Origin of the sequence: Fulvimonas soli (genome assembly GCF_003148905.1) — a bacterium.
In the GTDB taxonomy this organism is placed as follows: Bacteria; Pseudomonadota; Gammaproteobacteria; order Xanthomonadales; family Rhodanobacteraceae; genus Fulvimonas; species Fulvimonas soli.
The window spans coordinates 293023-318708 of the sequence record NZ_QGHC01000004.1 but is presented as its reverse complement, the minus strand read 5'-3'; the positions used below and the strand labels follow the sequence as shown (position 1 = coordinate 318708).

The window sequence follows — 25686 nt, the reverse complement described above, 5'->3', positions numbered from 1 at the left end:
CGGGTTTTTCCGTTCCGGGCCGGCTACGGCGCGGGGGCCTGGCCCAGCGCCGCGAGCATCGCGTCGGCGCCGGACACGCGGAACTCGCCGGGCGCCTCGACGTGCAGCTGGCGCACCACGCCGTCCTCCGCGTAGAGGGCGAAGCGGCGCGCGCGCAGGCCCATGCCGTAGGCGCTGCCGTCCAGCTCCAGCCCCAGCGCGCGGGTGAAGGCGGCGTTGCCGTCGGCCAGCATGACCAGCCCGGCCGGCACGTGGCGGTCGCGGGCCCAGGCCTTCATCACGTAGGCGTCGTTCACCGCCAGGCAGAACACGTCGATGCCGCGGGCGCGGAAGTCCGGGTAGCGCTCCACGTAGCCGGGCAGGTGCTTCTCCGAGCAGGTGGGGGTGAAGGCGCCGGGCACGGCGAACAGCACGGCGCGGCGGCCGGCGAACAGCGCGCCGGTGCGGGCGGGCCCGGCCTGGCCGTCCTCGATCGCGGTCAGCTCGACGTCGGGGAGCTGCTGCCCGGTCTGGATGGTCATGGCGGCCTCGGCTGAAGTGGCGGCAAACGGGGGCATGCTAAAGCGTCGCAGGGCGTCCTGTCGCCTTGAAGCGCGGTCCGGCGGCCCTACTTGGGGGGACAAGCGGCGTCGCGCCGTAACTGCCTTCGAGGAGCCAAGCCATGAACCCGAGCCGTCACCCGATGCTTTGGAACGCCACCAGCGTCTTCCCGGACGAGATCCGCCAGGCCTTCGACCGCTTCTTCCAGCAGCAGGAGGAGAGCGACGGGTCCAACGTGGTGACCAGCCAGTGGGCGCCGCGGGTGGACATCAAGGAGGAGGACAAGCGCTTCGTGATCTACGCGGACATCCCCGGCGTGGACCCGGCGAACATCGAAGTGAGCATGGAGAAGGGCATCCTGACCATCAAGGGCGAGCGCACGGTGGAGAACCGCGAGCAGAACGGCCGCTTCACCCGCATGGAGCGCTCGCACGGCGTGTTCCACCGGCGCTTCGCGCTGCCCGACAGCGCGGACCCGGAAGGCGTCACCGCGCACGGCCGGCACGGCGTGCTGGAGATCGTCATCCCCAAGCGCGCCGAAACGACGCCGCGGCGCATCGCCATCAACACCGAGAAGTAGTCTCGGTCGAGGTTGCGGTGGCGGCCCACGGCGGACATGATCCGCCGTGGGCCGTCCGTTTCGACGTACCAGTCGCCGGGGAGTGGCTGTGGAGTTCAAAGACTATTACGAGGTCCTGGGCGTGAAGCCCGACGCCAGCGAGGCCGAGATCAAGGCGGCCTACCGCAAGCTGGCGCGCAAGTACCACCCGGACAAGAACAAGGAAGCCGGCGCCGAGGAGAAGTTCAAGGCCGTCAACGAGGCCAACGAGGTGCTGCGCGACCCGGAGAAGCGCCGCGCCTACGACGAGCTGCGCGCGGGCGGCTACCGCGGCGGCGAGCAGTTCCGCCCGCCGCCGGGCTGGGGCCAGGGGCGGGGCTTCGATTTCGGCGACGCCGGCGACGGCGACTTCAGCGATTTCTTCGAGAGCCTGTTCGGCCGCGCCGCCGGCGCGCGCGGGCAGCCGCGCGCGCGGCGCGGGCGCGACGTGCAGGCGCAGGTGCAGATCGACCTGCAGACCGCCTTCGAAGGCGGCCGCACGCGGCTGGCGCTGCACGATGGCGGCGGCAGCGAGCGCGTCCTGGAGGTGAAGATCCCCGCCGGCATCCAGCCGGGGCAGGTGATCCGCCTGGCCGGGCAGGGGCATCCGGGCAGCGGCGGCGGGCCGAGCGGCGACCTGCTGCTGGAGGTGGGCATCCGCGACGACGCGCGCTTCCGCCTGGACGGGCGCAACGTGATCCACGTGCTGCCGATCAGCCCGTGGGAGGCGGCGCTGGGCGCCACCGTGCCGGTGCCGACGCTGGGCGGCACGGTGGACCTGCGCATCCCGCCGGGCTCGCAGTCCGGCCGCAAGCTGCGCCTGAAGGGGCGCGGCATGCCCGGCCCGCATCCCGGCGACCAGCTGGTGGAGCTGTCGATCCGCACGCCGCCGGCGGCGGACGACGCGCAGCGCGCGGCCTACGAGGCGCTGCGGGAGCGGTTCGCGGGGTACGATCCGCGCGGCTGAGTTCCCCGGCGGACCCGTCGCGGCCTCCGGCCGCGATGCTTTGGTTCCGAGGAGTCGCGGCCACCCCGGAAACACGGACGGCGCCCAAGGGCGCCGTCCGCACGTGCAATGGAGGCCGCGCCGTTCAGGCCGGCAGCAGCTCCTTCAGCGTGGCCACCAGCTCGTCCTCCTTGATCGGCTTGGTCACGTAAGCCTTGGCGCCCTGGCGCATGCCCCAGACCTTGTCGGTCTCCTGGTCCTTGGTGGTGACCAGCACCACCGGGATGTGCGCCGTCTCGGGCGTCTTGCTGATCGTGCGGGTGGCCTGGAAGCCGTTGAGGTTGGGCATCACCACGTCCATCAGGATCAGGTCGGGCAGCTCGCGCCTGGCCGCCTCCACGCCGGCGGCGCCGTCTTCCGCGGTGAGCGCCTCGTGCCCGAGTTTCTCGACGATGCGCTTGAGGCCCAGCAGCTGGGACGGGGAATCGTCGACGATCAGGATGCGTGCCATGGATGTGGTGGTTCCCTTGTGGTTCAGGTGGATTCTATGCTGCGCCGGGTCCGGCTTCCAAGCGCGTTCAGGCGGCGTGGCGGACCACGGTGCGGCCGAAGGAATCGCCGGCGAGCATGCCCGCGAAAACCTGCGGCAGCTCCTCCAGGACTACCTCGCGGGTGGCGATGCGGTCCAGGTGGCGCGGCTTCCAGTCGCCGGCCAGCCGCTCCCACACGCGCTCGCGCCGGTCGCGCGCGGTGCCGGCCGAGGCCACGCCGAGCAGGTTGACGCCGCGGATGATGAAGGGCATCACCGTGCTCTCGAAGCCGATGCCGCCGGCGTTGCCGCAGACCGCCACGTTGCCGTAGGGCGCGACCAGCGGCAGCAGGCCGGCCAGCATGGGACCGCCGACGTTGTCCAGCGCGCCGCCGAAGCGGGCCGAGTCCATCGGCTTGCCGCTGAAGGCGAGCGCGCGGCGGTCGATGCACTCGGCGGCGCCGAGCGACCGGAGGAAGTCGAAGTGGTCGGCCTTGCCGCTGATCGCGTGCACCTCGTAGCCGGCGCGGCTGAAGATGTCGATCGCCAGCATGCCCACGCCGCCGCTGGCGCCGGTGACGGCCAGCGGGCCCAGCGCGGGCGTCTGGCGGTTGTCCTGCATCTGCAGCAGCGCCAGCGCGGCGGTGAAGCCGGCGGTGCCGATGACCATGCTCTCGCGCAGTCCGAGGCCCGGCGGCAGCGGGATGGTCCAGCGCGCGTCCAGCCGCACGTACTCGCCGTAGCCGCCGTCGCGCGTCTCGGACAGGCCGCTGCCGGTGCACAGCACCGCGTCGCCCTCCTTGAACGCCGGGTCGGCGGAGGCGACCACGTGGCCGGCCACGTCGATGCCGCCGTTGAGCGGGTACCGGCGCAGGATCTTGCCCTTGCCGGTGCCGGCCAGCGCGTCCTTGTAGTTCACCGAGGACCAGGCCGCCTTGACCAGCACCTCGCCCGGGGTCAGCGCGTCGGCGTCCATCGTCTCGATGCCGGCGCGGTAGCCCTGCTCGTCGTTGCGGATGCGGAAGGCGCGGAAGGCGGGAGCGTGGCTCATGGCTGTTCTCCGGGGTGCGGGCGGGCGCGGCGCTCAGGCGTCCACGCTGCGCGTGTCGATCCATTTGGGCAGGTAGCGTCCCTGGTAGCTTTCCATCCACGCGAACAGCGCGCCGATGTCGTCGCCGAACCACAGGCTGTCGCGCTGCTCGTGGCGCACGAAGCGCTCCTCCACCATGTGGTCCATCATCGCGCGCAGCTGCCGGTAGTAGCCGCGCGCGTCGAGGAAGGCGCAGGGGTAGCGGTGCAGGCCGAGCTGGGCCCAGGTCAGCATCTCGAACATCTCGTCCATGGTGCCGAAGCCGCCGGGCAGGGCGACGAAGGCGTCGGACAGCTCGTACATGCGCGTCTTGCGCTGGTGCATGGTGTCCACCACCACCAGCCGGTCGAGGCCGGGGTGGGCGACCTCCAGGTCCACCAGCTGGCGCGGGATCACGCCGATCACCTCGCCGCCGGCGGCCAGCGCCGCGTCGGCCACGGCGCCCATCAGGCCCACCTTGCCGCCGCCGTAGACCAGCGCGATGCCGCGCCGGGCCAGCTCGGCGCCGAAGGCGCGCGCCAGCTCGGCGTACTCGGGGTGCGCGCCGCTGCTGGAGCCGCAGTAGACGCAGAGGGCGGTGGGTTGGGGCATGGCGAAACCGCTTGAAGTCTCGGGGCCGTCATCCCGGCGGAAGCCGGGATCCAGTGTCTTTCCGCTTGTCGCCGGAGTCGCTGGATTCCTGCTTCCGCAGGAATGACGATGGAAAAAAGCAAACGGCCCGCTCATGTTGCCACGAGCGGGCCGCCTGGCACGACGAGGCACTGGATCCCGTGTCGTCGGCCATCCATGGCCTGCACGGGATGAGGTCATCCCGACCTCAGTTGCCCTTGTGGATGGCGCGCTTGTCCACCGACAGCGCGGCCTCGTGCACCGCCTCCGACAGCGTCGGGTGGGCGTGCACGATGCGGGCGAGGTCTTCCGAGGAGCCCTTGAACTCCATCGCCACCACGCATTCGGCGATCAGCTCGGACACGCACGGGCCGACCATGTGCACGCCGAGGATGCGGTCGGTCTCGGCGTGGGCCAGCATCTTCACCTGGCCGACCGCCTCGTTCATCGCCACGGCGCGGCCGATGGCGGCGAACGGGAAGGTGCCGACCTTGTACGGCACGCCTTCCTCCTTGAGCTGCTTCTCGGTCTTGCCGGCCCAGGCGATCTCCGGCTCGGTGTAGATCACCCACGGGATGGTGTCGAAGTCGACGTGGCCGGCCTTGCCGGCGATCCACTCGGCCACCGCCACGCCTTCCTCGGAACCCTTGTGCGCCAGCATCGGGCCGCGCACGGCGTCGCCGATCGCCCACACGCCGTCCACGCCGGTGTGGTTGTGCTCGTCCACCACGATGCGGCCGCGCTCGTCCAGCTTCACGCCGGTGTCCTCGGCCAGCAGGCCGTCGGTGTAGGCGCGGCGGCCCACGGCCACCAGCAGCTTGTCCACCACCAGGTCGTGCGCGCCGTCCTTGTCCTCGTAGGTGAGGTGGACCTCGTTCTTCTTCGCCTCGGCCTTGGCCAGCTTGGCGCCGAGCTTGATGGCGAGGCCCTGCTTGGTGAACTCCTTGAGCGCGATCTTGGCGATGTCCGCGTCGGCGGCGCCGAGGAAGTCCGGCAGCGCCTCGATCACGGTCACTTCCGCACCCAGCCGGTTCCACACGCTGCCCAGCTCCAGGCCGATCACGCCGGCGCCGATCACGCCCAGGCGCTTGGGCACCTCGGTGAAGTCCAGCGCGCCGGCGTTGTCGACGATGTGCTTGCCGTCGAACTTGGCGAACGGCAGCTCGATCGGCACCGAGCCGGAGGCGAGGATCACGTTGGTGGCGCTAATGGTCTGCCTGGCGCCGTCGTTGCCGGTGATCTCGACCTGGTTGCCCTTCAGCAACTTGCCCTTGCCGAAGAACGGCGTGACCTTGTTGGCCTTGAACAGCTGCGCGATGCCGCCGGTGAACTGCTTGACGATCTTGTCCTTACGGCCGATGAAGGCGGCCATGTCGACCTTGGCGTCCTTCACGCTGATGCCGTGCGCGGGCAGGTTGTGGCTGAGGCCGTAGAACTGCTTGGAGGAATCCAGCAGCGCCTTGGAGGGGATGCAGCCCACGTTGAGGCAGGTGCCGCCCAGGGCCTGCTTGCCGTCCTTGCCCACGAAGGCGTCCACGCAGGCGGTCTTGAGGCCGAGCTGCGCGGCGCGGATCGCGGCCACATAGCCGGCGGGGCCGGCGCCGATGACGATGACGTCGAATTTGTCGCTCATGGTTCGGAGTTCCTTGGAAATGCATCGCGCAGGTCAGCGCGAAAGAGACGAGGGACCAGCAGCGAGGGCGCAAGCTCCGGCGTTTGCATGGTGCGAAGGCGCGTGGTTTTCGCGTCCTCGCTACTCATCTCTCGCCCCTGCGACGCTCAGATACCCAGCAGCATCCGCTGCGGGTTCTCCAGCTGGTTCTTGATGTCGACCAGGAACAGCACCGCGTCCTTGCCGTCGATGATGCGGTGGTCGTAGGACAGCGCCAGGTACATCATCGGCGCGGCGACCACCTGGCCGTTCTCGACCACCGGGCGCTCCTTGATGGTGTGCATCCCCAGGATCGCGCTCTGCGGCGGGTTGACGATCGGCGTGGACAGCAGCGAGCCGAAGGTGCCGCCGTTGGTGATGGTGAAGGTGCCGCCCTGCAGGTCGTCCAGGCCCAGCTTGCCGTCGCGCGCCTTCCTGGCGTACTCGGCGATGCCCTTCTCGACGTCGGCGAAGCCCATGTCCTGCACGTCGCGCAGCACCGGCGTCACCAGGCCCTTGTCGGTGGCCACGGCGATCGAGATGTCCTGGTAGCCGTGGTAGACGATGTCGTTGCCGTCCACCGAGGCGTTGATGATCGGGTGGCGCTTGAGCGCCTCGGCCGCGGCCTTGACGAAGAAGCTCATGAAGCCGAGCTTGATGCCGTTGGCCTTCTCGAAGGCATCGCCCAGCGTCTTGCGCATCTTCACCACCTCGGCCAGGTTCACCTCGTTGAACGAGGTGAGCATGGCGATGGAGTTCTTCGACTGCATCAGGCGCTCGGCGATGCGCGCGCGGATGCGCGTCATCGGCACGCGCTCCTCGGGGCGCGCGCCCGGGGTGGGCTTCGCGGCCGGCGCGGCGGCGGGGGCGGGCGCCGGGGCGGCGCCGCCCTTGGCGTAGTTGACCAGGTCCTCCTTGGTCACGCGGCCGTCGCGGCCGGTGCCGGCCACCTTGGAGACGTCGATGTTCTGCTCGGTGGCCACGCGCAGGCCGGCCGGCGAGAGGTTCTCGGCGCCCTTGGCCGCCGCCTTCGCCGGCGCCGCGGCGGCGGGCGCGGGCGCGGCCGCTGCGGGGGCGGTGGCGGCCGGAGCGGGCGCGGGCGCGGCGGCCGCGGCGCCTTCCTCGATCACCGCGATCACCTGCTGGCTGGTCACGGTGTCGCCGGCCTGGAACTTGATTTCCTTCAGCACGCCGTCGACCGGGGCGGGCACTTCCAGCACCACCTTGTCGGTTTCGAGGTCGACCAGGTTCTCGTCGCGCTTGACGGCCTCGCCGGCCTGCTTGTGCCAGGTGGCGATGGTGGCGTCGGAGACGGATTCGGGCAGGACGGGGACTTTGACTTCGATGGACATGACGGGTCCTTGGGGTGGTGGGCGCTCGTCCGTGTGCGCGGGATCTGGAAAACGGCCGTCCCGGCCGCGCTATCCGGAAAATCTTACTCCGCGGAGTGGTCCGCGCCGACCGGGTCGACCAGCGCCTGCGCGACCAGCGCCGCCTGCTCGGCGATGTGGTCGTTGAGGTGGCCGACCGCCGGCGCCGGCGAGCGGGCGCGCCCGGCGTAGGACAGGCTCTGCTTGCTGCCCACGCAGGCCTGCAGGTGGTGGCGGATCTGGAACCAGGCGCCCTGGTTCATCGGCTCCTCCTGGCACCACACCACCTCCTTGGCGGCCGGGTACTTCTCCAGCTCGGCGACCACCTCGGGGCGCGGGAACGGGTAGAGCTGCTCGACGCGCACGATGGCGACGTCGGCGAGCCCGCGCTTGTCCGCCTCCTCCAGCAGGTCGTAGTAGACCTTGCCGGCGCACAGCACCACGCGCCTGACCTTCCTGGGCGCGAGCTCGCGGTGCTCGCCGATCACCAGCTGGAAGCTGCCGCCGGCCAGCTCGTCCAGCGTGGACACGGCCAGCTTGTGGCGCAGCAGCGACTTGGGCGTCATCACGATCAGCGGCTTGCGCACCGGCCGGATCATCTGCCGGCGGATCATGTGGAAGGCCTGCGCCGGCGTGGTCGGCACGCACACCTGCATGTTGTCCAGCGCGCACAGCTGCAGGAAGCGCTCCAGGCGCGCGGAGGAGTGCTCCGGGCCCTGGCCCTCGTAGCCGTGCGGCAGGAACAGCGCCAGGCCGCACAGGCGGTCCCACTTGGCCTCGCCGGAGCTGATGAACTGGTCGATCACCACCTGCGCGCCGTTGGCGAAGTCGCCGAACTGGGCCTCCCAGATGGTCAGCGTGTACGGGTCGGTGGTGGCGTGGCCGTACTCGAAGGCCATCACCGCCTCCTCGCTGAGCAGCGAGTCGATCACCTCCACCTCGGCGCCGTCGCGCACGTTGGCCAGCGGCAGGTAGGTGTGGTCGTCCTTCTGGTCGTGCAGCACCGCGTGGCGGTGGAAGAAGGTGCCGCGACCGGCGTCCTGGCCGACCAGGCGCAGGTTGTAGTCCTGGTCGACCAGGCTGGCGTAGGCCAGGTTCTCGGCGAAGCCCCAGTCGCCCGGCAGCTCGCCGGCGGCCATCTTGCGGCGGTCGTCGTAGATCTTGGCCACGCGCGGGTGCAGGGTGAGGTCGCCCGGCAGGTCGAGGATGCGCCCGGCCAGCTCCACCAGCTTCTGCTTCGGCACGGTGGTGTCGGCCGGGGTGGACGGCTTGTTGCCGAGGAAGCGCGTCCAGTCGACCTGGATGTCCTTGGGCAGGTCCGGCGCCAGCTCGGTCATCGGCGCGCCGGCCTCCAGGCGGTCGCGGTAGGCGTCGAACATCTTCTGCGCGTCGCCGTCGGCCAGCACGCCTTCCTTCACCAGCCGCTGCGCGTACAGGTCGCGGGCGGTCGGACGCTTCTTGATGATCTGGTACATCACCGGCTGCGTGGCCGAGGGCTCGTCGGCCTCGTTGTGGCCGTGGCGGCGGTAGCAGACCAGGTCGATCACCACGTCCTTGCGGAAGGTCTTGCGGAACTCGTAGGCCAGGCGGGTGACCTGGATCACCGCTTCCGGGTCGTCGCCGTTCACGTGGAACACCGGCGCGTTGACCATCTTGGCCAGGTCCGTGCAGTACAGCGTGGAGCGCGCGTCCTGCGGGTTGGAGGTGGTGAAGCCGATCTGGTTGTTGACCACGATGTGCAGCGTGCCGCCGATGCGGAAGCCGCGCGCCTGCGACATCTGGAACAGCTCCATGTTCACGCCCTGGCCGGCGAAGGCGGCGTCGCCGTGGACCAGCACGGCCAGCGACTGGCTGCGCTCGGTGTCGCGGCGGCGCACCTGGCGCGCGTGCACGGAGCCGGCCACCACCGGGTTGACGATCTCCAGGTGCGAGGGGTTGAACGCCAGCGCCACGTGCACGCCGCCGCGGGGCGTCTTGACGTCGGCGGAGAAGCCCATGTGGTACTTCACGTCGCCGGAGTGCGCCGGGTCCTGCGGGTGCTCGAACTTGCCCTCGAACTCGTCGAACAGGGTCTTGGGCGGCTTGCCGAGGATGTTGACCAGCACGTTCAGGCGGCCGCGGTGGGCCATGCCGATCACCACCTCCTTGATGCCGTTGTCGCCGGCGGCGCGGACGATGTCGTCCACCATCGGGATCAGGCTGTCGCCGCCCTCCAGCGAGAAGCGCTTCTGGCCGACGTACTTGGTGTGCAGGTAGCGCTCCAGGCCCTCGGCAGCGGTGAGCTCGTCCAGCACGCGCAGCTTGCCGGCCCCGTCCAGCCCGGCGTTGCCGTTGGCCTGCTCCAGGCGGCTGTAGATCCAGCTGCGCTGCAGGTGGTCGGAGATGTACATGAACTCGGCGCCGATGGTGCCGGTGTAGACCTTCTTCAGGTTGGCCAGCAGCTGGCGCAGCTTCAGGCGCTGGCCGCCGCCGGCGTAGGTGCCGCAGTCGAACTCGGTGTCCAGGTCGGCCTCGGACAGGCCGTGGAAGGCCAGGCCCAGGTCCGGCGCCTCCATCTTCTGCGCCAGGCCCAGCGGGTCGAGGTCGGCGGCGAGGTGGCCGCGCGAGCGGTAGGCGGTGAGCAGGCGCAGCACGCCGGCCTGCTTGCGCGCGTGGGCGTCGTCCACCGGGCCGGCCGCGGCGGCGCGGCGCTGCTTCTGCGCGGCCTCTATGCGCGCGATGGCCGCGGTATGGGGGACGTCCCCCGACTCGCGGCCCTTGAAGGTCTGGAAGTACTGGTTCCATTCGGCGGGTACCGACGCGGGGTCGGCCAGCCAGGTCTCGTAAAGCGATTCGACGTAATCGGCGTTGCCGCCTGCGAGTTGGGAGGACTCGAAGAACTCGCGGATCAGGTTTGTGCTCACGTCACCACCGGCAGGGGAAGGGAGGCTGCGGCCGTCGCCCGGCGGGCGGGCAGCTGGCTGGATCAAATCTTAACGATTATAGCCGTTGGCTGCTGCGACGCGACAAGCGCAGACCTAGCCGAAGGTCGATACCGGCCCGGCCTTTTTCAAGTGGAATGGCGCGGTTCCGCGCCGCGCCGCGCTCCCGCGCGCGGCGCGGGAGCGCGGCGTCCGTTCAGGCGCCGTCTAGAGATCCAGCGGCTGCAGCATGGAGGCGCGCACGGCGCGCAACCAGGCGGCGTCGAAGTGCTGGCGCAGCGGCGCCTGCGCCGCGCGGTCGCACAGGGCCGCGCGCCCGCGCGGGCGTTCGGCCTCCGGCAGGAACAGGTAGCCGCCCGTGTCGTTGAGCAGGTAGCCCGACGCATAGGCCAGGTCGGCCTCCTCGACCGGCATGCGGATCTCCAGCAGGCTGGGCAGGCGCTGGGCCAGCGCGATCAGCCGGTGGCCGTCGCGCAGCGCCGCGGCCGGGTCGTGCAGGATCACCCGGATCAGCGCGCCGCGGCCGGCGGTGGCGATGCGGCGCAGCTCGGCCAGCTCCTCCTCGCCGCCGAGCACGTCGGGGGCGAGCCGGGGCAGGCAGGCGTCGATCCGGCGGCGGGCGGCGGCCAGCAGCTGCCGCCGCGCCGCGGCGATGTCCTCGCGGCTCTGCGCCGGCAGGTCCAGGGCCTCGGGCGGGTTCATCGGCGGCGTGGCCTGCGGGGGACCAGGTGGCCTTCGTTCGCCAGCGCGAGCAGCAGGGCCAGCTCGGCCTCGCCGGGCGGCTGGCCGGCGAAGTCCAGCGCGCGCTGCGCGCACAGGCGCTCGGCCAGGGCGGGACTGGTCGGCCAGGCCTGGCCGTTGGCGAACAGCGTGGCGGCGCGCGCGCCGTCGCGGGTCCAGGCCAGCCGCGTCCACGGATGGCGCAGCAGTTGCGCGCCGCCGGCCAGGCGCCGGCGCAGCGCGGCGGCGGTGAGCGGCCGGTCCGGCGGGGCCGGCGTCTGCGCCAGCCGGTAGCGGGTGACGAAGCGGCCGAACCAGTCGCGCAGGGTCAGCTCGTCCAGCGCCGCGGCGAAGGGCAGGGCGGCGCGCAGGCGGGCCAGGGCGGCCCGGTCGATCTCGCCGGCGGCCCTGGCCGGGGCGAGGTCGGGGTCGGCGTAGCGCAGCTCCTCGGGCAGGCGCTCGGCCAGGTAGTCCGCCAGGTCGCCGAGCAGCTCGGCCTGCGCCGGCGCGCGCATGCCGACCGAGAAGGTCATGCAGGGGCCGCCGAAGGCCACGCCGTCGTGCGGCACGCCGGGCGGCAGGTAGAGCATGTCGCCGGGATCGAGCAGCCACTCGTGGGTGGGCTCGAAGTGCACGAGCTGCTTGAGCTCCACGTCCGGGCGGAAGTCCTTCGGCGCGGCCGGGTCGGTGCTGACCGCCCAGTGGCGCTGGCCCAGGCCCTGGAGCAGGAACACGTCGTACTGGTCCACGTGGGCGCCCACGCCGCCGCCGGGCTCGGCGTAGGAAACCATGATGTCGTCCACCCGCCAGCTGGGCAGGAAGGCGAACGGTTCCAGCAGCTGCGCCACCCCGGCGTCCCACTTGTCCACGTCCTGCACCAGCAGGGTCCAGTTGGCGTCGCCGGTGGTGGCGAAATCGGCCTCGTCCAGCGGGCCGGTCTTCACCTTCCAGCGGGTGCGCGCCGCGTCGTGGACGATCAGGCGCGACAGCGCGCCTTCCTCGCAGGCCAGGCCGGCCAGCTCGTCCGGCGCGATGGGCGGCTCGAAGCCGGGGAAGGCGCCGCGCACCAGCAGCGGGCGTTTCTGCCAGTAGTCGCGCAGGAAGCGCGCGGGGGGCATGCCCAGCGGCTGCCGGTCGGAGCCGCGGACTTCGATGGGGGGCGTGGCGGGGGTGGTCATCGGCGGATTGTAAGCGCAGGCCGCCGCGGCCGCGCGCCTGCCTCCCGCGGCCGTCCCGGGTGGCGGGGCGTCATAAGCCATCGGCATGACGACATGGCGATACGTGCTTTCCGTGTTCGTTCAATAAAAGTTATTTTGGGCGTAGAGACGTATGGACGTCCGAACGAACAAGGGAACGCAGTGAACGCCGTGGTCGCGCCCGAACCGGAATTTCCCGCACTGGATGCGGACAGGCGCGTCCTGCTGGCGCGGCTGGTCGAGGGGCTGGGGCCGGCGCAGCTCTACGCGGCGGCGGCCTGGATCGCGGCCCGCGCCGAGCCGGGAGCGCCGCGGTTGCGCGCCGAGGCGGCGCCGGCCGCCGCGGAGCGGCTGACCGTCGTCTACGGCAGCCAGACCGGCAACGCGCGCCGCGTGGCCGAGCGCCTGGCGCGGCGGGCCGAGGCGGCCGGGCTGCCGGTGCGCCTGCTGCGCGCCGGCGCCTACCCGCAGCGCGAGCTGGCGCAGGAGCGCCAGCTGGTCGTGGTGGTCAGCACCCAGGGCGAGGGCGAGCCGCCGGACGACGCGCGCGGCTTCGTGGAGTTCCTCGCCGGCCGCCGCGCGCCGAAGCTGCCGGGCCTGCGCTACGCCGTGCTGGCGCTGGGCGATTCCAGCTACCCGCAGTTCTGCGCCGTCGGCCGCCTGCTGGACGCGCGGCTGGCCGAGCTGGGCGCCAGCCGCCTCGCGCCGCTGGGCGAGGCCGACGTGGACGTCGAGGCGGTGGCCGGGCCGTGGAGCGAGCAGGCGCTGGCCAGGGCGCGGGAAGCGCTGCAGGCGGCCGCGCCCGCGGCCGTGCGCGCCGTGCCGCTGCACGCGGTGCCGGCGCCCCCCGCGCACGACCGCGACCGCCCGTTCGCCGCCGCGGTGCTGGCCAACCAGCGCATCGTCTCGCGCGACAGCGCGCGCGAGGTGCGCCACGTCGAGCTGTCGCTGGAAGGCTCCGGCCTGCGCTACGAGCCCGGCGACGCGCTGGGCGTGTGGCCGCGCAACCCGCCCGCGCTGGTGGCGCAATGGCTGGAGGCGCTGCGCCTGGACGGCGACGAGCCGGTGGCCTGGCAGGGACGCACGCTGCCGCTGGCGCAATGGTTGGAACGCGAGCGCGAGCTGACCCGGCTCACCCGGGGCTGGCTGGCGGCGCATGCCTCGGCCGGCCGCCACGTCGGCCTGCTGCGGCTGTTGCGTCCCGAGCACGCGGCGGAGCTCGCCGCGCTGCTGGACGGCCACCAGCCGGTCGACCTGCTGCGCCTGCACCCGTCACCGTGGGAGGCCGAGGCGCTGGTTGCCGCGCTGCGCCCGCTGACGCCGCGGCTGTACTCGATCGCCTCCAGCCCGAAGGCGGTGGGCGAGGAGGTGCACCTCACCGTGGCGGTGGTCGACTACGAGGCCCATGGCGCGCGGCACTGGGGCGCGGCCTCGTCCTTCCTCGCCGCGGCGGCGGCGGACGGCGACGCGCGCGTGCCGGTGTTCGTCGAGCCGAACGAGCGCTTCCGCCTGCCGGCCGATCCTGCGCGCGACGTCGTGATGATCGGGCCGGGCACCGGCGTGGCGCCGTTCCGCGCCTTCGTGCAGGAGCGCCGCGAGACCGGCGCGCGCGGGCGCAACTGGCTGTTCTTCGGCAACCGCCATTTCGCGCAGGACTTCCTCTACCAGGTGGAGTGGCAGGAGGCGCTGAAGCAGGGCCACCTGCATCGCCTCGACCTGGCCTTCTCCCGCGACGGCGCGCGCACCGGCGCGCAGGCCGCCGGAAGCGCGCCGCGGACCTACGTGCAGCAGCGCCTGCGCGAGCAGGGCCGCGAGCTGTACGCCTGGCTGCAGGACGGCGCGCACCTGTACGTGTGCGGCGACGCCGCGCGCATGGCCAGGGACGTGCACGCCGCGCTGGCCGACATCGCCGTCGCCCACGGCGGCCACACGCCCGAGTCGGCGCAGGCGTGGCTGGACGACCTCCTGCAACAGGGGCGCTACGCCCGCGACGTGTACTGAGAGACCCATGAGCAGCCCCCCGCTTTCCGAGCTCGAGCGCATCAAGGCCGACAGCCGCTTCCTGCGCGGCACCCTCGCCGAGGGCCTGGCCGATCCGGTCACCGGCGCGATCGGCGACGACGACAACAAGCTGCTCAAGTTCCACGGCAGCTACCAGCAGGACGACCGCGACCTGCGCGAGGAGCGCCGCCGGCAGAAGCTGGAGCCGGCCTACAGCTTCATGATCCGCGCGCGCCTTCCCGGCGGCGTGGTGACCCCCGCGCAGTGGCTGGCCTTCGACGCGCTGGCGCGCGAGCATGCCAACGGCACGCTGCGCATCACCACGCGGCAGACCTTCCAGTGGCACGGCGTGATCAAGCGCGAGCTCAAGCCCACCATCGCGGCGATCCACCGCGCGCTGGCCACCACCATCGCCGCCTGCGGCGACGTGGTGCGCACGGTGGTGTGCACGCCCAACCCGGTGGAGTCCGCCGCGCACGCGGCCGCCTACGCCTGGGCCGCGAAGCTGTCCGAGCACCTGGCGCCCCGCACCCGCGCCTACCACGAGATCTGGCTGGACGGCGAGAAGCTCGTGGGCGGGGACGAGGAGCCGCTGTACGGCCCCACCTACCTGCCGCGCAAGTTCAAGATCGGCCTGGCCGTCCCGCCGCTCAACGACATCGACGTGTTCGCGCAGGACCTCGGCCTGATCGCGGTCGTCGAGCAGGGCGAGCTGCGCGGCTTCGACGTCGCGGTGGGCGGCGGCATGGGTGCCACCCACGGCGACGCCGGCACCTACCCGCGGCTGGCCAGCGTGATCGGCTTCGTGGCGCCGGAGCGGCTGGTCGCGGTGGCCGAGGCGGTGATCGGCATCCAGCGCGACTGGGGCAACCGCAGCGAGCGCAAGCACGCGCGGCTGAAGTACACGCTCGACCATCGCGGGCTCGACACGTTCGTCGCCGAGCTGGAGCGGCGGCTGGGCTTCGCGCTGGAGCCGGCGCGGCCGTACCGCTTCGAGCACAACGGCGACCGCTACGGCTGGACCGAGGGGCAGGACGGCCGCTGGCACCTCACCCTGCACATCGAATCCGGCCGCCTCGCCGACGCGGGCGGGCGGCGCGCGCTCACCGGCCTGCGCGAGCTGGCCAGGGTGCATCGCGGCGACTTCCGCCTCACCTGCAACCAGAACGTGATCGTGGCCAACGTCGAGCCCGCCGGGCGCGCGCGCATCGACGCCATCGTCGCGGCGCACGGCCTGGACGGCTACCGGCGCGGCAGCGCGATCCGCCGCCACGCGCTGGCCTGCGTGGCGCTGCCCACCTGCGGCCTGGCGATGGCCGAGAGCGAGCGCTACCTGCCCGCGCTGCTGCCGCAGCTGGAGGCGCTGCTGGAACGCCACGGCCTCGCCGACGCGCCGATCCTGCTGCGCCTGTCCGGCTGCCCCAACGGCTGCTCGCGGCCGTACCTGGGCGAGATCGCGCTGGTCGGCCGCGGCCCCGGCCGCTACGACCTGCGCCTGGGCGCCGACTTCCGCGGCCAGCGGCTCAACCGGCCGTACCGCGAGAACGTGGACGAGGCGGCGATCCTCGCCGCGCTCGATCCGCTGTTCGCGCGCTACGCCGCCGAGCGCGGCGAGGGCGAGCATTTCGGCGACTTCCTGCTGCGCGCGGGCGTGGTCGAGGCAACGCCGCCGGCGCGGCAGGTTCCGGCGGAGGTCCACGCATGAGCCCGGTGTCGTTGGAGCTTGCGGCGCAGGACGCGCAGGCGCTGGCCGAGCTCAACCGCTGGCTGGCCGGGCTGGCGGCGGAGGAACGGGCGGCGTGGGCGCTGGAGCGGGTGCCCGGCGTGCAGGTGCTGTCCTCCAGCTTCGGCGCGCAGTCGGCGGTGTCGCTGCACATGCTGACGCGGCTGCGGCCGGACATCCCGGTGGTGCTGATCGACACCGGCTACCTGTTCCCCGAGACCTACCGCTTCATCGACGAGCTGACCGCGCGGCTGGACCTCAACCTCAAGGTCTACCGCGCCTCGATCAGCGTGGCCTGGATGGAGGCCCGCTACGGCCGGCTGTGGGAGCAGGGCGTGGCCGGCATCGAGCGCTACAACCAGCTGCGCAAGGTCGAGCCGATGCGCCGCGCGCTGGACGAGCTGGGCGCGGTCGGCTGGTTCGCCGGGCTGCGCCGCGACCAGGCGCGCAGCCGCGCGCGCATCGACTTCGCCGAGCGCCGCGACGGCCGCTGGAAGTGGCACCCGCTGGCCGACTGGCGCGACCGCGACGTGGGCCGCTACCTCAAGCAGCACGGCCTGCCGTACCACCCGCTGTGGGAACAGGGCTACCTCTCCATCGGCGACGTGCACACCACGCGCCGCTGGGAGCCCGGCATGGCGGCCGAGGACACCCGCTTCTTCGGCCTCAAGCGCGAATGCGGCCTGCACGGGCTGAGCTGAAAAAACGACAACGACAACCGCCCCGACCCGTCGCCCCGGCGACGCCAACACAAAAGAAGAACCCGATGACCCGCACCGCCCTGGCCGAAACCCTCGACGATACCCTCATCCCGCCGCACGGCGGCACGCTCAAGGAGCTCTACCTGCCGCCCGCCGAAGCCGAGGCGCTCAAGCGCCGCAGCGGCGAGCTGCCCGCGCTGGACCTCGACACGCGCCAGCTGTGCGACCTGGAGCTCCTGCTCAACGGCGCCTTCTCGCCGCTGGAGGGCTTCCTCGGCCGCGCCGACTACGACCGCGTGGTGGAGGAGATGCGCCTGGCCGACGGCACGCTGTGGCCGATCCCGGTCACGCTGGACGTGGACGAGGCCTTCGCCGCCCGGCTGGAGCGCGGCAGCGAGGTGGCACTGCGCGACGGCCAGGGCGTGCCGCTGGCGGTGCTGGAGGTGCAGGACATCTACTGGCCCGACCGCCTGCACGAGGCGCGCCGCGTGTTCGGCACCACCGACCGCCTGCACCCGGGCGTGGCCGAGCTGCTGGAACGCACGCGGCCGGCCTGCCTGGGCGGCCGCGTGCGCGGCATCCAGCCGCCGGCGCACTACGACTTCACCGAGCTGCGCGACACGCCGCGCCGCCTGCGCGAGTGGTTCGCCGCCCGCGGCTGGACCCGCGTGGTGGCCTTCCAGACGCGCAACCCGATGCACCGCGCGCACCGCGAGCTGACCCTGCGCGCCGCGCAGCAGGTCGGCGCGAAGCTGCTGATCCAGCCTTCGGTGGGCCGCACCAAGCCGGGCGACGTGGACCACTACACCCGCGTGCGCTGCTACCGCGCGCTGCTGCCGCAGTACCCGCAGGACAGCGCGAAGCTGTCGCTGTTGCCGCTGGCGATGCGCATGGGCGGACCGCGCGAGGCGCTGTGGCACGCGATCATCCGCAAGAACTACGGCGCCACCCACTTCATCGTCGGCCGCGACCACGCCGGTCCCGGCAAGGACGCCGACGGCAAGCCGTTCTACCCGCCGTTCGCCGCGCAGGAGCTGCTGCTCGCGCACCAGGACGAGCTCGGCATCGGCATCGTGCCGTTCCCGGCGATGGTGTACGCGGCCAACCGCGACGCCTACCTGCCGGCCACCGAGGTCGGGCCGCAGGACGAGGTGCGCGACATCTCCGGCACCGAGCTGCGCCGGCACCTGCGCGAGGGCACCGAGATCCCGTCCTGGTTCAGCTTCCCCGAGGTGGTGAAGATCCTGCGCGAGCGCCATCCGGCGCGCGCGCCGCGCGGCTTCGCGCTGTTCTTCACCGGCCTGTCCGGCGCCGGCAAGTCGACCCTCGCGCAGGCGGTGGTGGCGCAGCTGCTGGAGCACGGCAGCCGGCCGGTGACCGTGCTGGACGGCGACGAGGTGCGCCGGCACCTCTCGCGCGGGCTGGGCTTCTCGCGCGAGGACCGCGCCGCCAACGTCACCCGCATCGGCTACGTGGCGGGCGAGATCGTGCGCCACGGCGGCATCGCGGTGTGCGCGCCGATCGCGCCCTACGCCGACGCCCGCGCCGAGGCGCGCGCGCTGGTGGAGGCGCACGGCGACTTCGTCGAGATCCACGTGGCGACCCCGCTGGAGGTGTGCGAGGCGCGCGATCGCAAGGGCCTGTACGCGCAGGCGCGCGCGGGGAAGATCGCCAGCTTCACCGGCATCAGCGACCCCTACGAGGTGCCGGAGCGGCCGGAGCTGCGCCTGGACGGCAGCGCGGCCGAGCCGCTGGCGCTGGCGCGGCAGGTCATCGCGCTGCTGCGCAACCGCGGGCTGATCGAGGACTGAGCCGCCAGCCGCATGGCCGGCCGGGAAGTGCGACCGGCCGGCCACCCGCGACCGTCGTCCCGGCGCAGGCCGGGACCCAGCGGCGACATGGCCGGTTCGAGCCTCACGGCCACTGGATTCCGGCCTGCGCCGGGATGACGATCCTGAGGGGCGGCGCCCATCGACGCGCGGGACCACCACAGATGCGAGCCGAAACGCGGCGCGGACGCCAGTGGGCGACAACAAGCGCCCGGCGACGTGCGCCAATCCGCCTGGTCCCCGCCTCAGGCCGCATCCGGCAACGGCAGCACCGGACGCTCGCGCCAGTGCGGCGCGGCCGGCCAGCGCGCCGGCGCCGCATCGGCCAGCACCCGCGTCACGTCGCGGCGATCCAGGTGCGGCGCGAAGCGGGCGACGAATTCCAGCATGTACTCGCGCGGCACCACGTCGCGGCGCAGCACGACCCAGGTGGTGCATTCGGGCAGCAGGTGGTCGGCCGGCAGCGCGACGAGATCGTCGTCGCCCGCCTGCACCGCCATCTCGGCCAGCACGCCGACGCCCAGGCCGGCGCGCACGTAGGTCTTGATCAGGTCGGCGTCGCCGGCGGTCATCGCGATCTGCGGCGCCAGCCCTTCCAGCTCGAACGCGCGGCGCAGCGAGGACTCGGGCTTGAGCGAGGAGTCGTAGCTCACCAGCGGCAGCCGGGCCAGGTCCGCCAGCTGCAGCGCCTGGCGCCGCGCGGCGAGCGGGTGGTCCTGCGGCATCAGGATCACCCGGTGCCAGCGGTAGGCGGGCAGCGCCAGGCCGACCGGCGGCGGCACGCCGGCGGCGGTGCTGATCACCGCCAGGTCCGCGCGCCCGGCCTCGAGCTGGGCCAGCACCTCGCCGTCCTGCACGGGCAGGAGGTGCACGCTCACCTGCGGGTAGCGCGCGTTGAGCGCGGCGATCGCCGCCGGCAGCGCGAAGCGCGCCTGGGTGTGGGTGGTGGCGATGCGCAGCTCGCCGTGCGCCTCGTTGCGCAGGTTGGCGGCGATCGCGCGGATGTTGCCGACCTCGGCGAGGATCAGGCGGGCGCGCTCGAGCACCTGGCGGCCGGCCTGGGTCACCGCGTCCAGGCTCTTGCCCTTGCGCACGAACAGCTGGAAGCCCAGCTCGTCCTCCAGCTGCTTGAGCTGCTTGCTGAGGCCGGGCTGGGTGGCGTGCACGCGCTCGGCGGCCAGGGTGATGTTGAGGCCGGCGTCGGCGATGGCGACGAGATAGCGGAGTTGGGTCAGCGTCATGGGATGCTAGCGGTTCGCGGGCGGGAGGGATTTTCAGGCGCGCGGGAAGCCGCGGATACATCGCGCAGGACGCGGCGACGGCGCGGCCGGAACGGCGGGGCGGGTGCTCCGTGGGGCGGTTCCGGCGGGGCTGTCGTCGAATGGCATGTGGACGTCTATACGGATAAATGAAAAATTTGTCAAACGCGACGCGCGCGGCGCTGAAGGCGGGACACATAACGCCGCGCCATATCGGCAGCGCCGGAAATCATTTGCGGGGCATGCGCGCAGGCCCCTAGCGTGGTCCCGTTGTGCCCACTGCCGATGGACCGATGAAGCTCTACCCCCTGTTCGCCGACCTCTCCGGCCGTGCCGTCCTGGTGCTCGGTGGCGGGCCGGTGGCCGAGCGCAAGGTCGCCGGCCTGCTCGACGCCGGCGCGCAGGTGACGGTGAACGCGCCGGAGCTGACGCCGCAGCTGCAGCGCTGGAAGCGCGAGGGGCGCATCGCGCACCGCGCCGATCCCTTCCAGGCGCACTGGCTGGACCGCGTGTGGCTGGTGGTGGCCGCCACCGCCGACCGCGAGATCAACGGGTTCGTGGCGACGCTGGCCGGCCTGCGGCGCATCCTCGTCAACGTGGTGGACGACGCTAAGCTGTCCAGCTTCCACGTGCCGGCGGTGATCGACCGCGCGCCGCTGACCATCGCCATTTCCAGCGGCGGCGCCGCGCCGATGCTGGCGCGGCTGCTGCGCGAGCGGCTGGAGGCGCTGCTGGACGGCTCGCTGGGCGCGCTGGCGGAGCTGGCGGCGCGCCTGCGCCGGCGCGTCCGCGCGCGCCTGCCCGAGCCCGCGGCGCGGCGGCGCTACTACGAGGCGCTGTTCGCCGGCCCGACGGCGGCGCTGCTGCGGCAGGGCCGGCCGGCCGAGGCGCGGCAGGCCGCCGAGGCCGCATTGGCGGCGACGGAAGCCGCGCCGCGCGGCTCGGTGGCGCTGGTCGGCGCGGGACCGGGCGATCCGGGCCTGCTCACGCTGCGCGCCCTGCGCGCGCTCAACGAGGCCGACGTGATCCTGCACGACCGCCTGGTCGGCGCCGAGGTGCTGGCGCTGGCGCGCCGCGACGCCGAGCGCATCGAGGTGGGCAAGCAGGCCGGCAACCACCACGTCACGCAGGCGCGCATCCACGCGCTGATGCTCGAGCACGCGCGCGCCGGCCGGCGCGTGGTGCGGCTGAAGGGCGGCGACCCGTTCGTGTTCGGCCGCGGCGGCGAGGAGCTGGAGTTCCTGCGCGCGCACGGCATTCCCTACGAGGTGGTGCCCGGCATCACCGCCGCGCTGGCCTGCGCGGCCTATGCCGGCGTGCCGCTGACCCACCGCGCGCACGCGCAGTCGGTGCGCCTGGTCACCGCGCACTGCCGCGACTCGCTGGACACGCTGGACTGGGCCGCGCTGGCGCAGGAGCGGCAGACGCTGGCGGTGTACATGGGCGTGGCGGAGCTGCCCGCGCTGCGCGCGCGCCTGCTCGCCCACGGCCGCGCGCCGTCCACGCCGTTCGCGCTGGTGGAGAACGGCTCGCGGCCCGGGCAGCGCGTGGTGACCGGCCCGCTGGCCGAGCTGCCCGAGCGCGCCGCCGCGCACGCGGTGGCCTCGCCGGCGCTGCTGATCCTGGGCGAGGTCGCCGCGCTGGCCGACACCCTGCACTGGTTCGGCGCGCCGCCGCTGCGGGAACCGTCCGCCGCGCTGCCTCCCGCGCGGGCGCGCCGGCCGCGGGCGGCGGCCGACGTGCTGGCGGCGGTCCACCAGGCTTGACGAAATCCTTCGTCCCGGCCGCGCAAGATCCGCGGGCGGGATTCACCGAATCCGTTTGCCACAGGGAGCGATCCATGATCTACGACAGCATCCTCGACACCATCGGCCACACCCCGGTGGTGAAGCTGCACCGGCTGGCGCCGAAGCACGTCGAGCTCTACGTGAAGGTGGAGGCGTTCAACCCGGCCGGCTCGGTGAAGGACCGCCTGGCGCTGGCGATCATCCTCGACGCCGAGCGGCGCGGCGCGCTCAAGCCGGGGCAGACCGTGGTGGAGGCCACCTCCGGCAACACCGGCGTGGCGCTGGCGGCGGTGTGCGCCGCGCGCGGCTACCCGTTCGTGGCGGTGATGACCGAGACCTTCTCGATCGAGCGGCGCAAGCTGATCCGCGCCTACGGCGGCAAGGTGCTGCTCACCCCGGCGGCCGAGCGCGGCACCGGCATGGTGCGCAAGGCCAAGGAGCTGGCCGACAAGCACGGCTGGTTCCTCGCCCGCCAGTTCGAGAACCCGGCCAACCCGGCCTACCACCGCAACACCACCGCGGCGGAGATCCTGCGCGACTTCGCCGGCCGCCGGCTGGACTACTTCGTCACCGGCTGGGGCACCGGCGGCACGCTCACCGGCGTGGGCGAGGTGCTGAAGGTGGCGCGGCCGGAGGTGAAGGTGATCGCCAGCGAGCCGGCCGGTGCCGCGCTGCTCTCGGGCAAGGAATGGCAGCCGCACAAGATCCAGGGCTGGACGCCCGACTTCATCCCGGCGGTGCTCAACCGCGAGGTGGCGCACGCGATCCTGCCGGTCGACGACACGCTGGCGCGCGACACCGCGCGCGCGCTGGCGCAGCAGGAGGGCATCTTCGTCGGCATCTCCTCCGGCGCCACGCTCGCCGCCGCGCTGCAGACCGCGCAGAAGGCCCCGGAAGGCTCGGTGCTGCTGGCGATGCTGCCCGACACCGGCGAGCGCTACCTGTCGACCTTCCTGTTCGAGGGAGTGAACGAGGGCTCCGACGAAGTGGAGTAGGGGCGCCCGCAGGCGCGCGGGCGGCGAAGCGGACGGCGTCCGCTTCGCCGCCCCGGTAGTCACCAGCCGATCGTGAAAGTCACCGTGGTCGGCGCATCGGTGTGGATCGAGGGGCTGAAGCCGCCGACGTCGTCGTAGGCGAAGCCGTAGGCGAGCCGGTCGATGTCGTGGTCGTGCCAGAACTTGGCGTACCAGTTGGCGGCCTGGCCGGCGGGATAGTGCGAGCCCTGGTCGTACCACAGCCACGGCGTCTCGGCGACGTGGCGGTTGAGCGCGGCGCACAGCTGGGCCTGGATCTGCAGCTGGGTCGCCGCATCGCTCGCGCCCGCGGGATCGTTGAGCAGGCCGTTGCCCAGGAAGACCTCCGAAGTGCTGGGGATGCCGTTGATGTAGTAGGTGCCGTTCCCGTTGCCGCCGGTGAACACGAAGGTGTTGCCGCTCACGCGGCCATGGAAGGTGCCGAGGTTGTCGAGCGTGAACACCAGGTCCTCGCTGCGATAGCGGTTCCAGACGCCGTCGATGTAGCCCTGCAGGTAGTTGCCGTTCGCCTGCCCCGCGGCGAACGAGGCGTGCGACGGTGCCACGATGCGGTACGGCGCGTAGGGCGCCTGGGCGAGGCCGGCGAATTCCGCCGGGACGGCGGCCAGGTAGGCGGCGAAGATCGCGTCGCGGCTTTCCGTGAGCGGCTCGCCGACCGTGCGGTCGAAGCCGCCCAGGCCCTGCACCCGCAGCTTGATCGGGAAGCCGAACTGATCGACGCGGGTGGTGTTGACGAAGATGCCCTGGTTGGCGTTGCCGGGCGGCAGGATCGCCATCTCGCCGAAGTCGAAATAGACGTCGATGTTCGGGTCGGTGGGATTCTCGATGTTGGCGCCCGCATAGCCGATCTTGCCGTTGGCGTCGGTCACCACCTTGATGTACATCGGCGAGCCGACCGAGAACAGGATGCGCGCCGAATCCAGCGGCGGGATCGTCACCGAACTGAGCTCGGCGAGGGAGTGGAAATAATTGGTGTAGCCTTCGCCGTTCTTGCTGAGCGCGCCGTTGTCCGCGGTCGACATCGGCACCAGGTGGCCGCCGGCGTCGACGTGGACGAACTGGCCGGTGGCCCAGTCGCGCCCGATGATGGCCCAGTAGACCTGGTTGTCGGCCCAGCGGCCGTTGGTCTGGTTGACGATGTGGAAGGTGGTCTGGCCGTTCCAGCCGCCGCCCTGGTCGCCGCCGTTGCCCGGGTTGCCGCCGCTGTCCGAGCCGACCGTGTAGGTGTAACCGGCGCTGTCGTAGGCGGGACCGCCCTTGTTGTAGGTGAACGAATAGTTGATGACCGATCCGGCGCCGACGGGCGTCACCGCCGTCTGGTAGCGCGCGGCGCCGCCGTCGTAGCCCATGCGGAGGTTCTGCTGGACGCCGCCGTCGAGCGTGTAGTGCACGTCCACCCACGAGGTGGACGCATCCGTGGGCCGGAACCAGATCGTCGCAGTCGTTCCCGCGACCGTGACGCCGTGGCTGTAGTCGCTCTCCCCCTGCGCGTGCGCCGCAGGGATGCGCCCGACGAGCAGTAGGGCGAGCGTGAACATCCATAACGCGATGCGTTTCATGCCAACGTCTCCTTGTGCCTGATCGAGGATGGAACTTGATCGTCCATGGGCCTTGCCCGCCCCTCGCCGCATGCCCGCGGCCAGGCATTCCCGTGCGGCAGCGTAGTACGGCGCGCACGGCGCGACCGGTACGCGTTCGACATTTGCGGCATCGGAAGGGAGACGCGCAGGGCGGGGGAGCGCATCGTTGCGCTTCGTGCGGGCGGTGGCGCCGCTGCCATCCGGCCCGCCCGTTCGCCGACGGGCGCTCCCGGCGCCGTGTCCGGGTTACTTCGGTTTCGCCGTGGCGCTTCCGGCACCGCCGCGCGGCTTTCGCGGCACGGCGGCCGGCGGCCGCGCGCTCCAGCCGTCGATCAGCTTCTGCCCCACGCTGGCCAGCGCGCGGATCGCCGGCAGCAGCTCGCGGCCCATCCCGGTCAGCGCGTACTCGGCGGACGGCGGCGAGGTGGCCAGCACGCGCCGCGTCACCAGGCCGCGCGATTCCAGCTCGCGCAGGCGGGCGCTCAGCACGCGCGCGGAGATGCGCGGGATGTCGTGGCGCAGCTCGCCGAAGCGGCGCGGCTCGCCGCTCAGGCACCAGATCACGTTCGGCGCCCAGGCGCCGCGCAGCAGCGCCAGGCTTTCGGTGAGCGGGCAGGCGGGCGGCGGCGCCACCTTGCTCTTGCGGACGGGCAGGCCCATCGGGGACTCCGGTAACCAGCGGGATACCGCATTTTCGCGCTAACCGCAGGTTAGGTGGTATCCACCCGTAACCATGCGGTACTAGGATGCGCACCTCGCCCGTGGCGGCCTCGGCCGCCGTGGCATGGTTCCCCCAACCCGTGCGGAGACATGGCATGAAGCTCTACTACTCCCCTGGCGCCTGTTCGCTCTCGCCCCACATCGTGGCGCTGGAAGCCGGCATTCCCCTGCAACTGGAGAAGGTCGACGGCAAGGCCAAGCGCACCGAGACCGGCCGCGACTTCTGGCAGATCAACCCCAAGGGCTACGTGCCGGCGCTGGAGCTGGACGACGGCCAGCTGCTCACCGAGGGCCCGGCGATCGTGCAGTACCTGGCCGACCTGAAGCCGGAGAGCGGACTGGCGCCCGCCAACGGCACGCTGGCGCGCTACCGCCTGCAGGAGATGCTGGGCTACATCAACTCCGAACTGCACAAGACCTACAGCCCGCTGTTCAAGCCGGATACGCCGGATGCCACGCGCGCCGAGCGCAAGGACTACCTGCGCCGCCGCTACGCGCTGCTGGAAGGCGTGCTGGCGAAGCAGCCCTACCTGCTGGGCGAGCATTTCACCGTGGCCGACGCCTACCTGTTCACCGTCACCAACTGGGCACGCGCGGTGGAGCTGGACCTGTCGGATTTCCCCGCGCTGGGCGAGTTCCAGAAGCGCGTGGCCGAGCGGCCGGCGGTGCGCAAGGCGCTGGAGGCCGAGGGCCTGCGCAAGGCCGTGCCCTGAGAGCATCCCGCTTCGACCTGCCAGTGCAGGCCGAAGCTCGATACGGGGCGTGCCGTTCGCGGCGCGCCCCGCGCGCTATCGGCCGCCGCGCGGGGCGATGCGCCGGTGCGCTTCGCTGCCTTCGACGGACTGCCGCACCGACGGCGGCAGCCTGGCCATTTCCACGCGC

General features: G+C 72.4%; 21 protein-coding genes. 9 read left to right on the top strand and 12 right to left on the bottom strand.

Going from position 1 to position 25686, the window contains the following annotated elements; genetic code table 11:
• Positions 1–23: 23 nt before the first annotated feature.
• Positions 24–521 carry a peroxiredoxin gene (locus C7456_RS07070; RefSeq protein ID WP_109723034.1) on the bottom strand — a complete coding sequence of 166 codons (498 nt, stop codon included), beginning with the start codon at positions 519–521 and terminating at the stop codon, positions 24–26.
• Positions 522–661: 140 nt separating this feature from the next.
• Here C7456_RS07070 and C7456_RS07065 point away from each other — a divergent pair, with 140 nt between their 5' ends.
• Together C7456_RS07065 and C7456_RS07060 are read left to right on the top strand one after the other, a co-directional pair.
• Complete coding sequence (locus tag C7456_RS07065; protein ID WP_109723033.1) at positions 662–1120, top strand: Hsp20/alpha crystallin family protein; 459 nt, start codon at positions 662–664, stop codon at positions 1118–1120.
• 88 nt (positions 1121–1208) lie between these two features.
• On the top strand, positions 1209–2105 hold the full coding sequence (locus tag C7456_RS07060) for a DnaJ C-terminal domain-containing protein (RefSeq protein WP_109723032.1): 897 nt from the start codon (positions 1209–1211) through the stop codon (positions 2103–2105).
• Positions 2106–2229: 124 nt separating this feature from the next.
• On the opposite strand, the gene pilH is transcribed toward C7456_RS07060, so the two are convergent.
• The 8 genes from pilH to C7456_RS07020 all read right to left on the bottom strand — a co-directional run bounded on the left by pilH (position 2230) and on the right by C7456_RS07020 (position 12152).
• The gene (gene pilH / locus C7456_RS07055; RefSeq protein ID WP_109723031.1) at positions 2230–2595 is read right to left on the bottom strand and encodes a twitching motility response regulator PilH; all 366 of its coding nucleotides are present in this window, start codon (positions 2593–2595) and stop codon (positions 2230–2232) included.
• A gap of 67 nt (positions 2596–2662) precedes the next feature.
• Entirely contained in the window at positions 2663–3664 is a 1002-nt protein-coding gene (locus C7456_RS07050; protein WP_109723030.1) for a YhdH/YhfP family quinone oxidoreductase, read from the bottom strand.
• Between the two features lie 33 nt (positions 3665–3697).
• Positions 3698–4294: an LOG family protein gene (locus C7456_RS07045; protein ID WP_109723029.1), complete on the bottom strand. Its 597-nt coding sequence runs from the start codon at positions 4292–4294 to the stop codon at positions 3698–3700.
• Positions 4295–4520: 226 nt separating this feature from the next.
• Positions 4521–5945, bottom strand: coding sequence for a dihydrolipoyl dehydrogenase (lpdA, locus tag C7456_RS07040; RefSeq protein ID WP_109723028.1), 1425 nt, complete (start codon positions 5943–5945; stop codon positions 4521–4523).
• A 146-nt stretch (positions 5946–6091) separates the two neighbouring features.
• The gene (gene odhB, locus C7456_RS07035; RefSeq protein ID WP_109723027.1) at positions 6092–7315 is read right to left on the bottom strand and encodes a 2-oxoglutarate dehydrogenase complex dihydrolipoyllysine-residue succinyltransferase; all 1224 of its coding nucleotides are present in this window, start codon (positions 7313–7315) and stop codon (positions 6092–6094) included.
• Between the two features lie 83 nt (positions 7316–7398).
• Positions 7399–10236 carry a 2-oxoglutarate dehydrogenase E1 component gene (locus C7456_RS07030; RefSeq protein WP_109723026.1) on the bottom strand — a complete coding sequence of 946 codons (2838 nt, stop codon included), beginning with the start codon at positions 10234–10236 and terminating at the stop codon, positions 7399–7401.
• 225 nt (positions 10237–10461) lie between these two features.
• Complete coding sequence (locus C7456_RS07025) at positions 10462–10956, bottom strand: DUF7931 domain-containing protein (RefSeq protein ID WP_109723025.1); 495 nt, start codon at positions 10954–10956, stop codon at positions 10462–10464.
• Entirely contained in the window at positions 10953–12152 is a 1200-nt protein-coding gene (locus C7456_RS07020; protein ID WP_109723024.1) for a cupin domain-containing protein, read from the bottom strand. Before C7456_RS07020 ends, C7456_RS07025 begins: the two co-directional genes overlap by 4 nt.
• A gap of 189 nt (positions 12153–12341) precedes the next feature.
• Here C7456_RS07020 and C7456_RS07015 point away from each other — a divergent pair, with 189 nt between their 5' ends.
• From C7456_RS07015 to C7456_RS07000, 4 genes are all read left to right on the top strand, one after another.
• Positions 12342–14171 carry an assimilatory sulfite reductase (NADPH) flavoprotein subunit gene (locus C7456_RS07015; RefSeq protein WP_425454625.1) on the top strand — a complete coding sequence of 610 codons (1830 nt, stop codon included), beginning with the start codon at positions 12342–12344 and terminating at the stop codon, positions 14169–14171.
• A gap of 7 nt (positions 14172–14178) precedes the next feature.
• Complete coding sequence (gene cysI, locus C7456_RS07010; protein ID WP_109723022.1) at positions 14179–15876, top strand: assimilatory sulfite reductase (NADPH) hemoprotein subunit; 1698 nt, start codon at positions 14179–14181, stop codon at positions 15874–15876.
• Positions 15873–16595, top strand: a complete 723-nt coding sequence (locus tag C7456_RS07005; protein WP_109723021.1) for a phosphoadenylyl-sulfate reductase — start codon at positions 15873–15875, stop codon at positions 16593–16595. The genes cysI and C7456_RS07005 overlap by 4 nt, the downstream gene beginning before the upstream one ends.
• A gap of 65 nt (positions 16596–16660) precedes the next feature.
• Entirely contained in the window at positions 16661–18406 is a 1746-nt protein-coding gene (locus C7456_RS07000) for a bifunctional sulfate adenylyltransferase/adenylylsulfate kinase (protein WP_109723020.1), read from the top strand.
• Positions 18407–18669: 263 nt separating this feature from the next.
• Here C7456_RS07000 and C7456_RS06995 read toward each other — a convergent pair whose 3' ends face one another.
• A complete protein-coding gene (locus tag C7456_RS06995) occupies positions 18670–19665 on the bottom strand; it encodes a LysR substrate-binding domain-containing protein (RefSeq protein ID WP_109723019.1) in 996 nt (331 codons plus the stop codon).
• 311 nt (positions 19666–19976) lie between these two features.
• Here C7456_RS06995 and cysG point away from each other — a divergent pair, with 311 nt between their 5' ends.
• Both cysG and cysK read left to right on the top strand, forming a co-directional pair.
• Positions 19977–21449 carry a siroheme synthase CysG gene (gene cysG, locus C7456_RS06990; protein ID WP_109723018.1) on the top strand — a complete coding sequence of 491 codons (1473 nt, stop codon included), beginning with the start codon at positions 19977–19979 and terminating at the stop codon, positions 21447–21449.
• Between the two features lie 74 nt (positions 21450–21523).
• A complete protein-coding gene (gene cysK / locus C7456_RS06985) occupies positions 21524–22465 on the top strand; it encodes a cysteine synthase A (RefSeq protein WP_109723017.1) in 942 nt (313 codons plus the stop codon).
• Between the two features lie 59 nt (positions 22466–22524).
• Here cysK and C7456_RS06980 read toward each other — a convergent pair whose 3' ends face one another.
• Together C7456_RS06980 and C7456_RS06975 are read right to left on the bottom strand one after the other, a co-directional pair.
• Positions 22525–24063, bottom strand: a complete 1539-nt coding sequence (locus C7456_RS06980) for a glycoside hydrolase family 64 protein (RefSeq protein WP_245889796.1) — start codon at positions 24061–24063, stop codon at positions 22525–22527.
• A 267-nt stretch (positions 24064–24330) separates the two neighbouring features.
• The gene (locus C7456_RS06975; protein ID WP_109723016.1) at positions 24331–24744 is read right to left on the bottom strand and encodes a winged helix-turn-helix transcriptional regulator; all 414 of its coding nucleotides are present in this window, start codon (positions 24742–24744) and stop codon (positions 24331–24333) included.
• A 155-nt stretch (positions 24745–24899) separates the two neighbouring features.
• Between C7456_RS06975 and gstA the strand changes: the two genes are divergently transcribed.
• Positions 24900–25517: a glutathione transferase GstA gene (gene gstA, locus C7456_RS06970; protein ID WP_109723015.1), complete on the top strand. Its 618-nt coding sequence runs from the start codon at positions 24900–24902 to the stop codon at positions 25515–25517.
• The last annotated feature ends 169 nt before the right edge of the window (positions 25518–25686 follow it).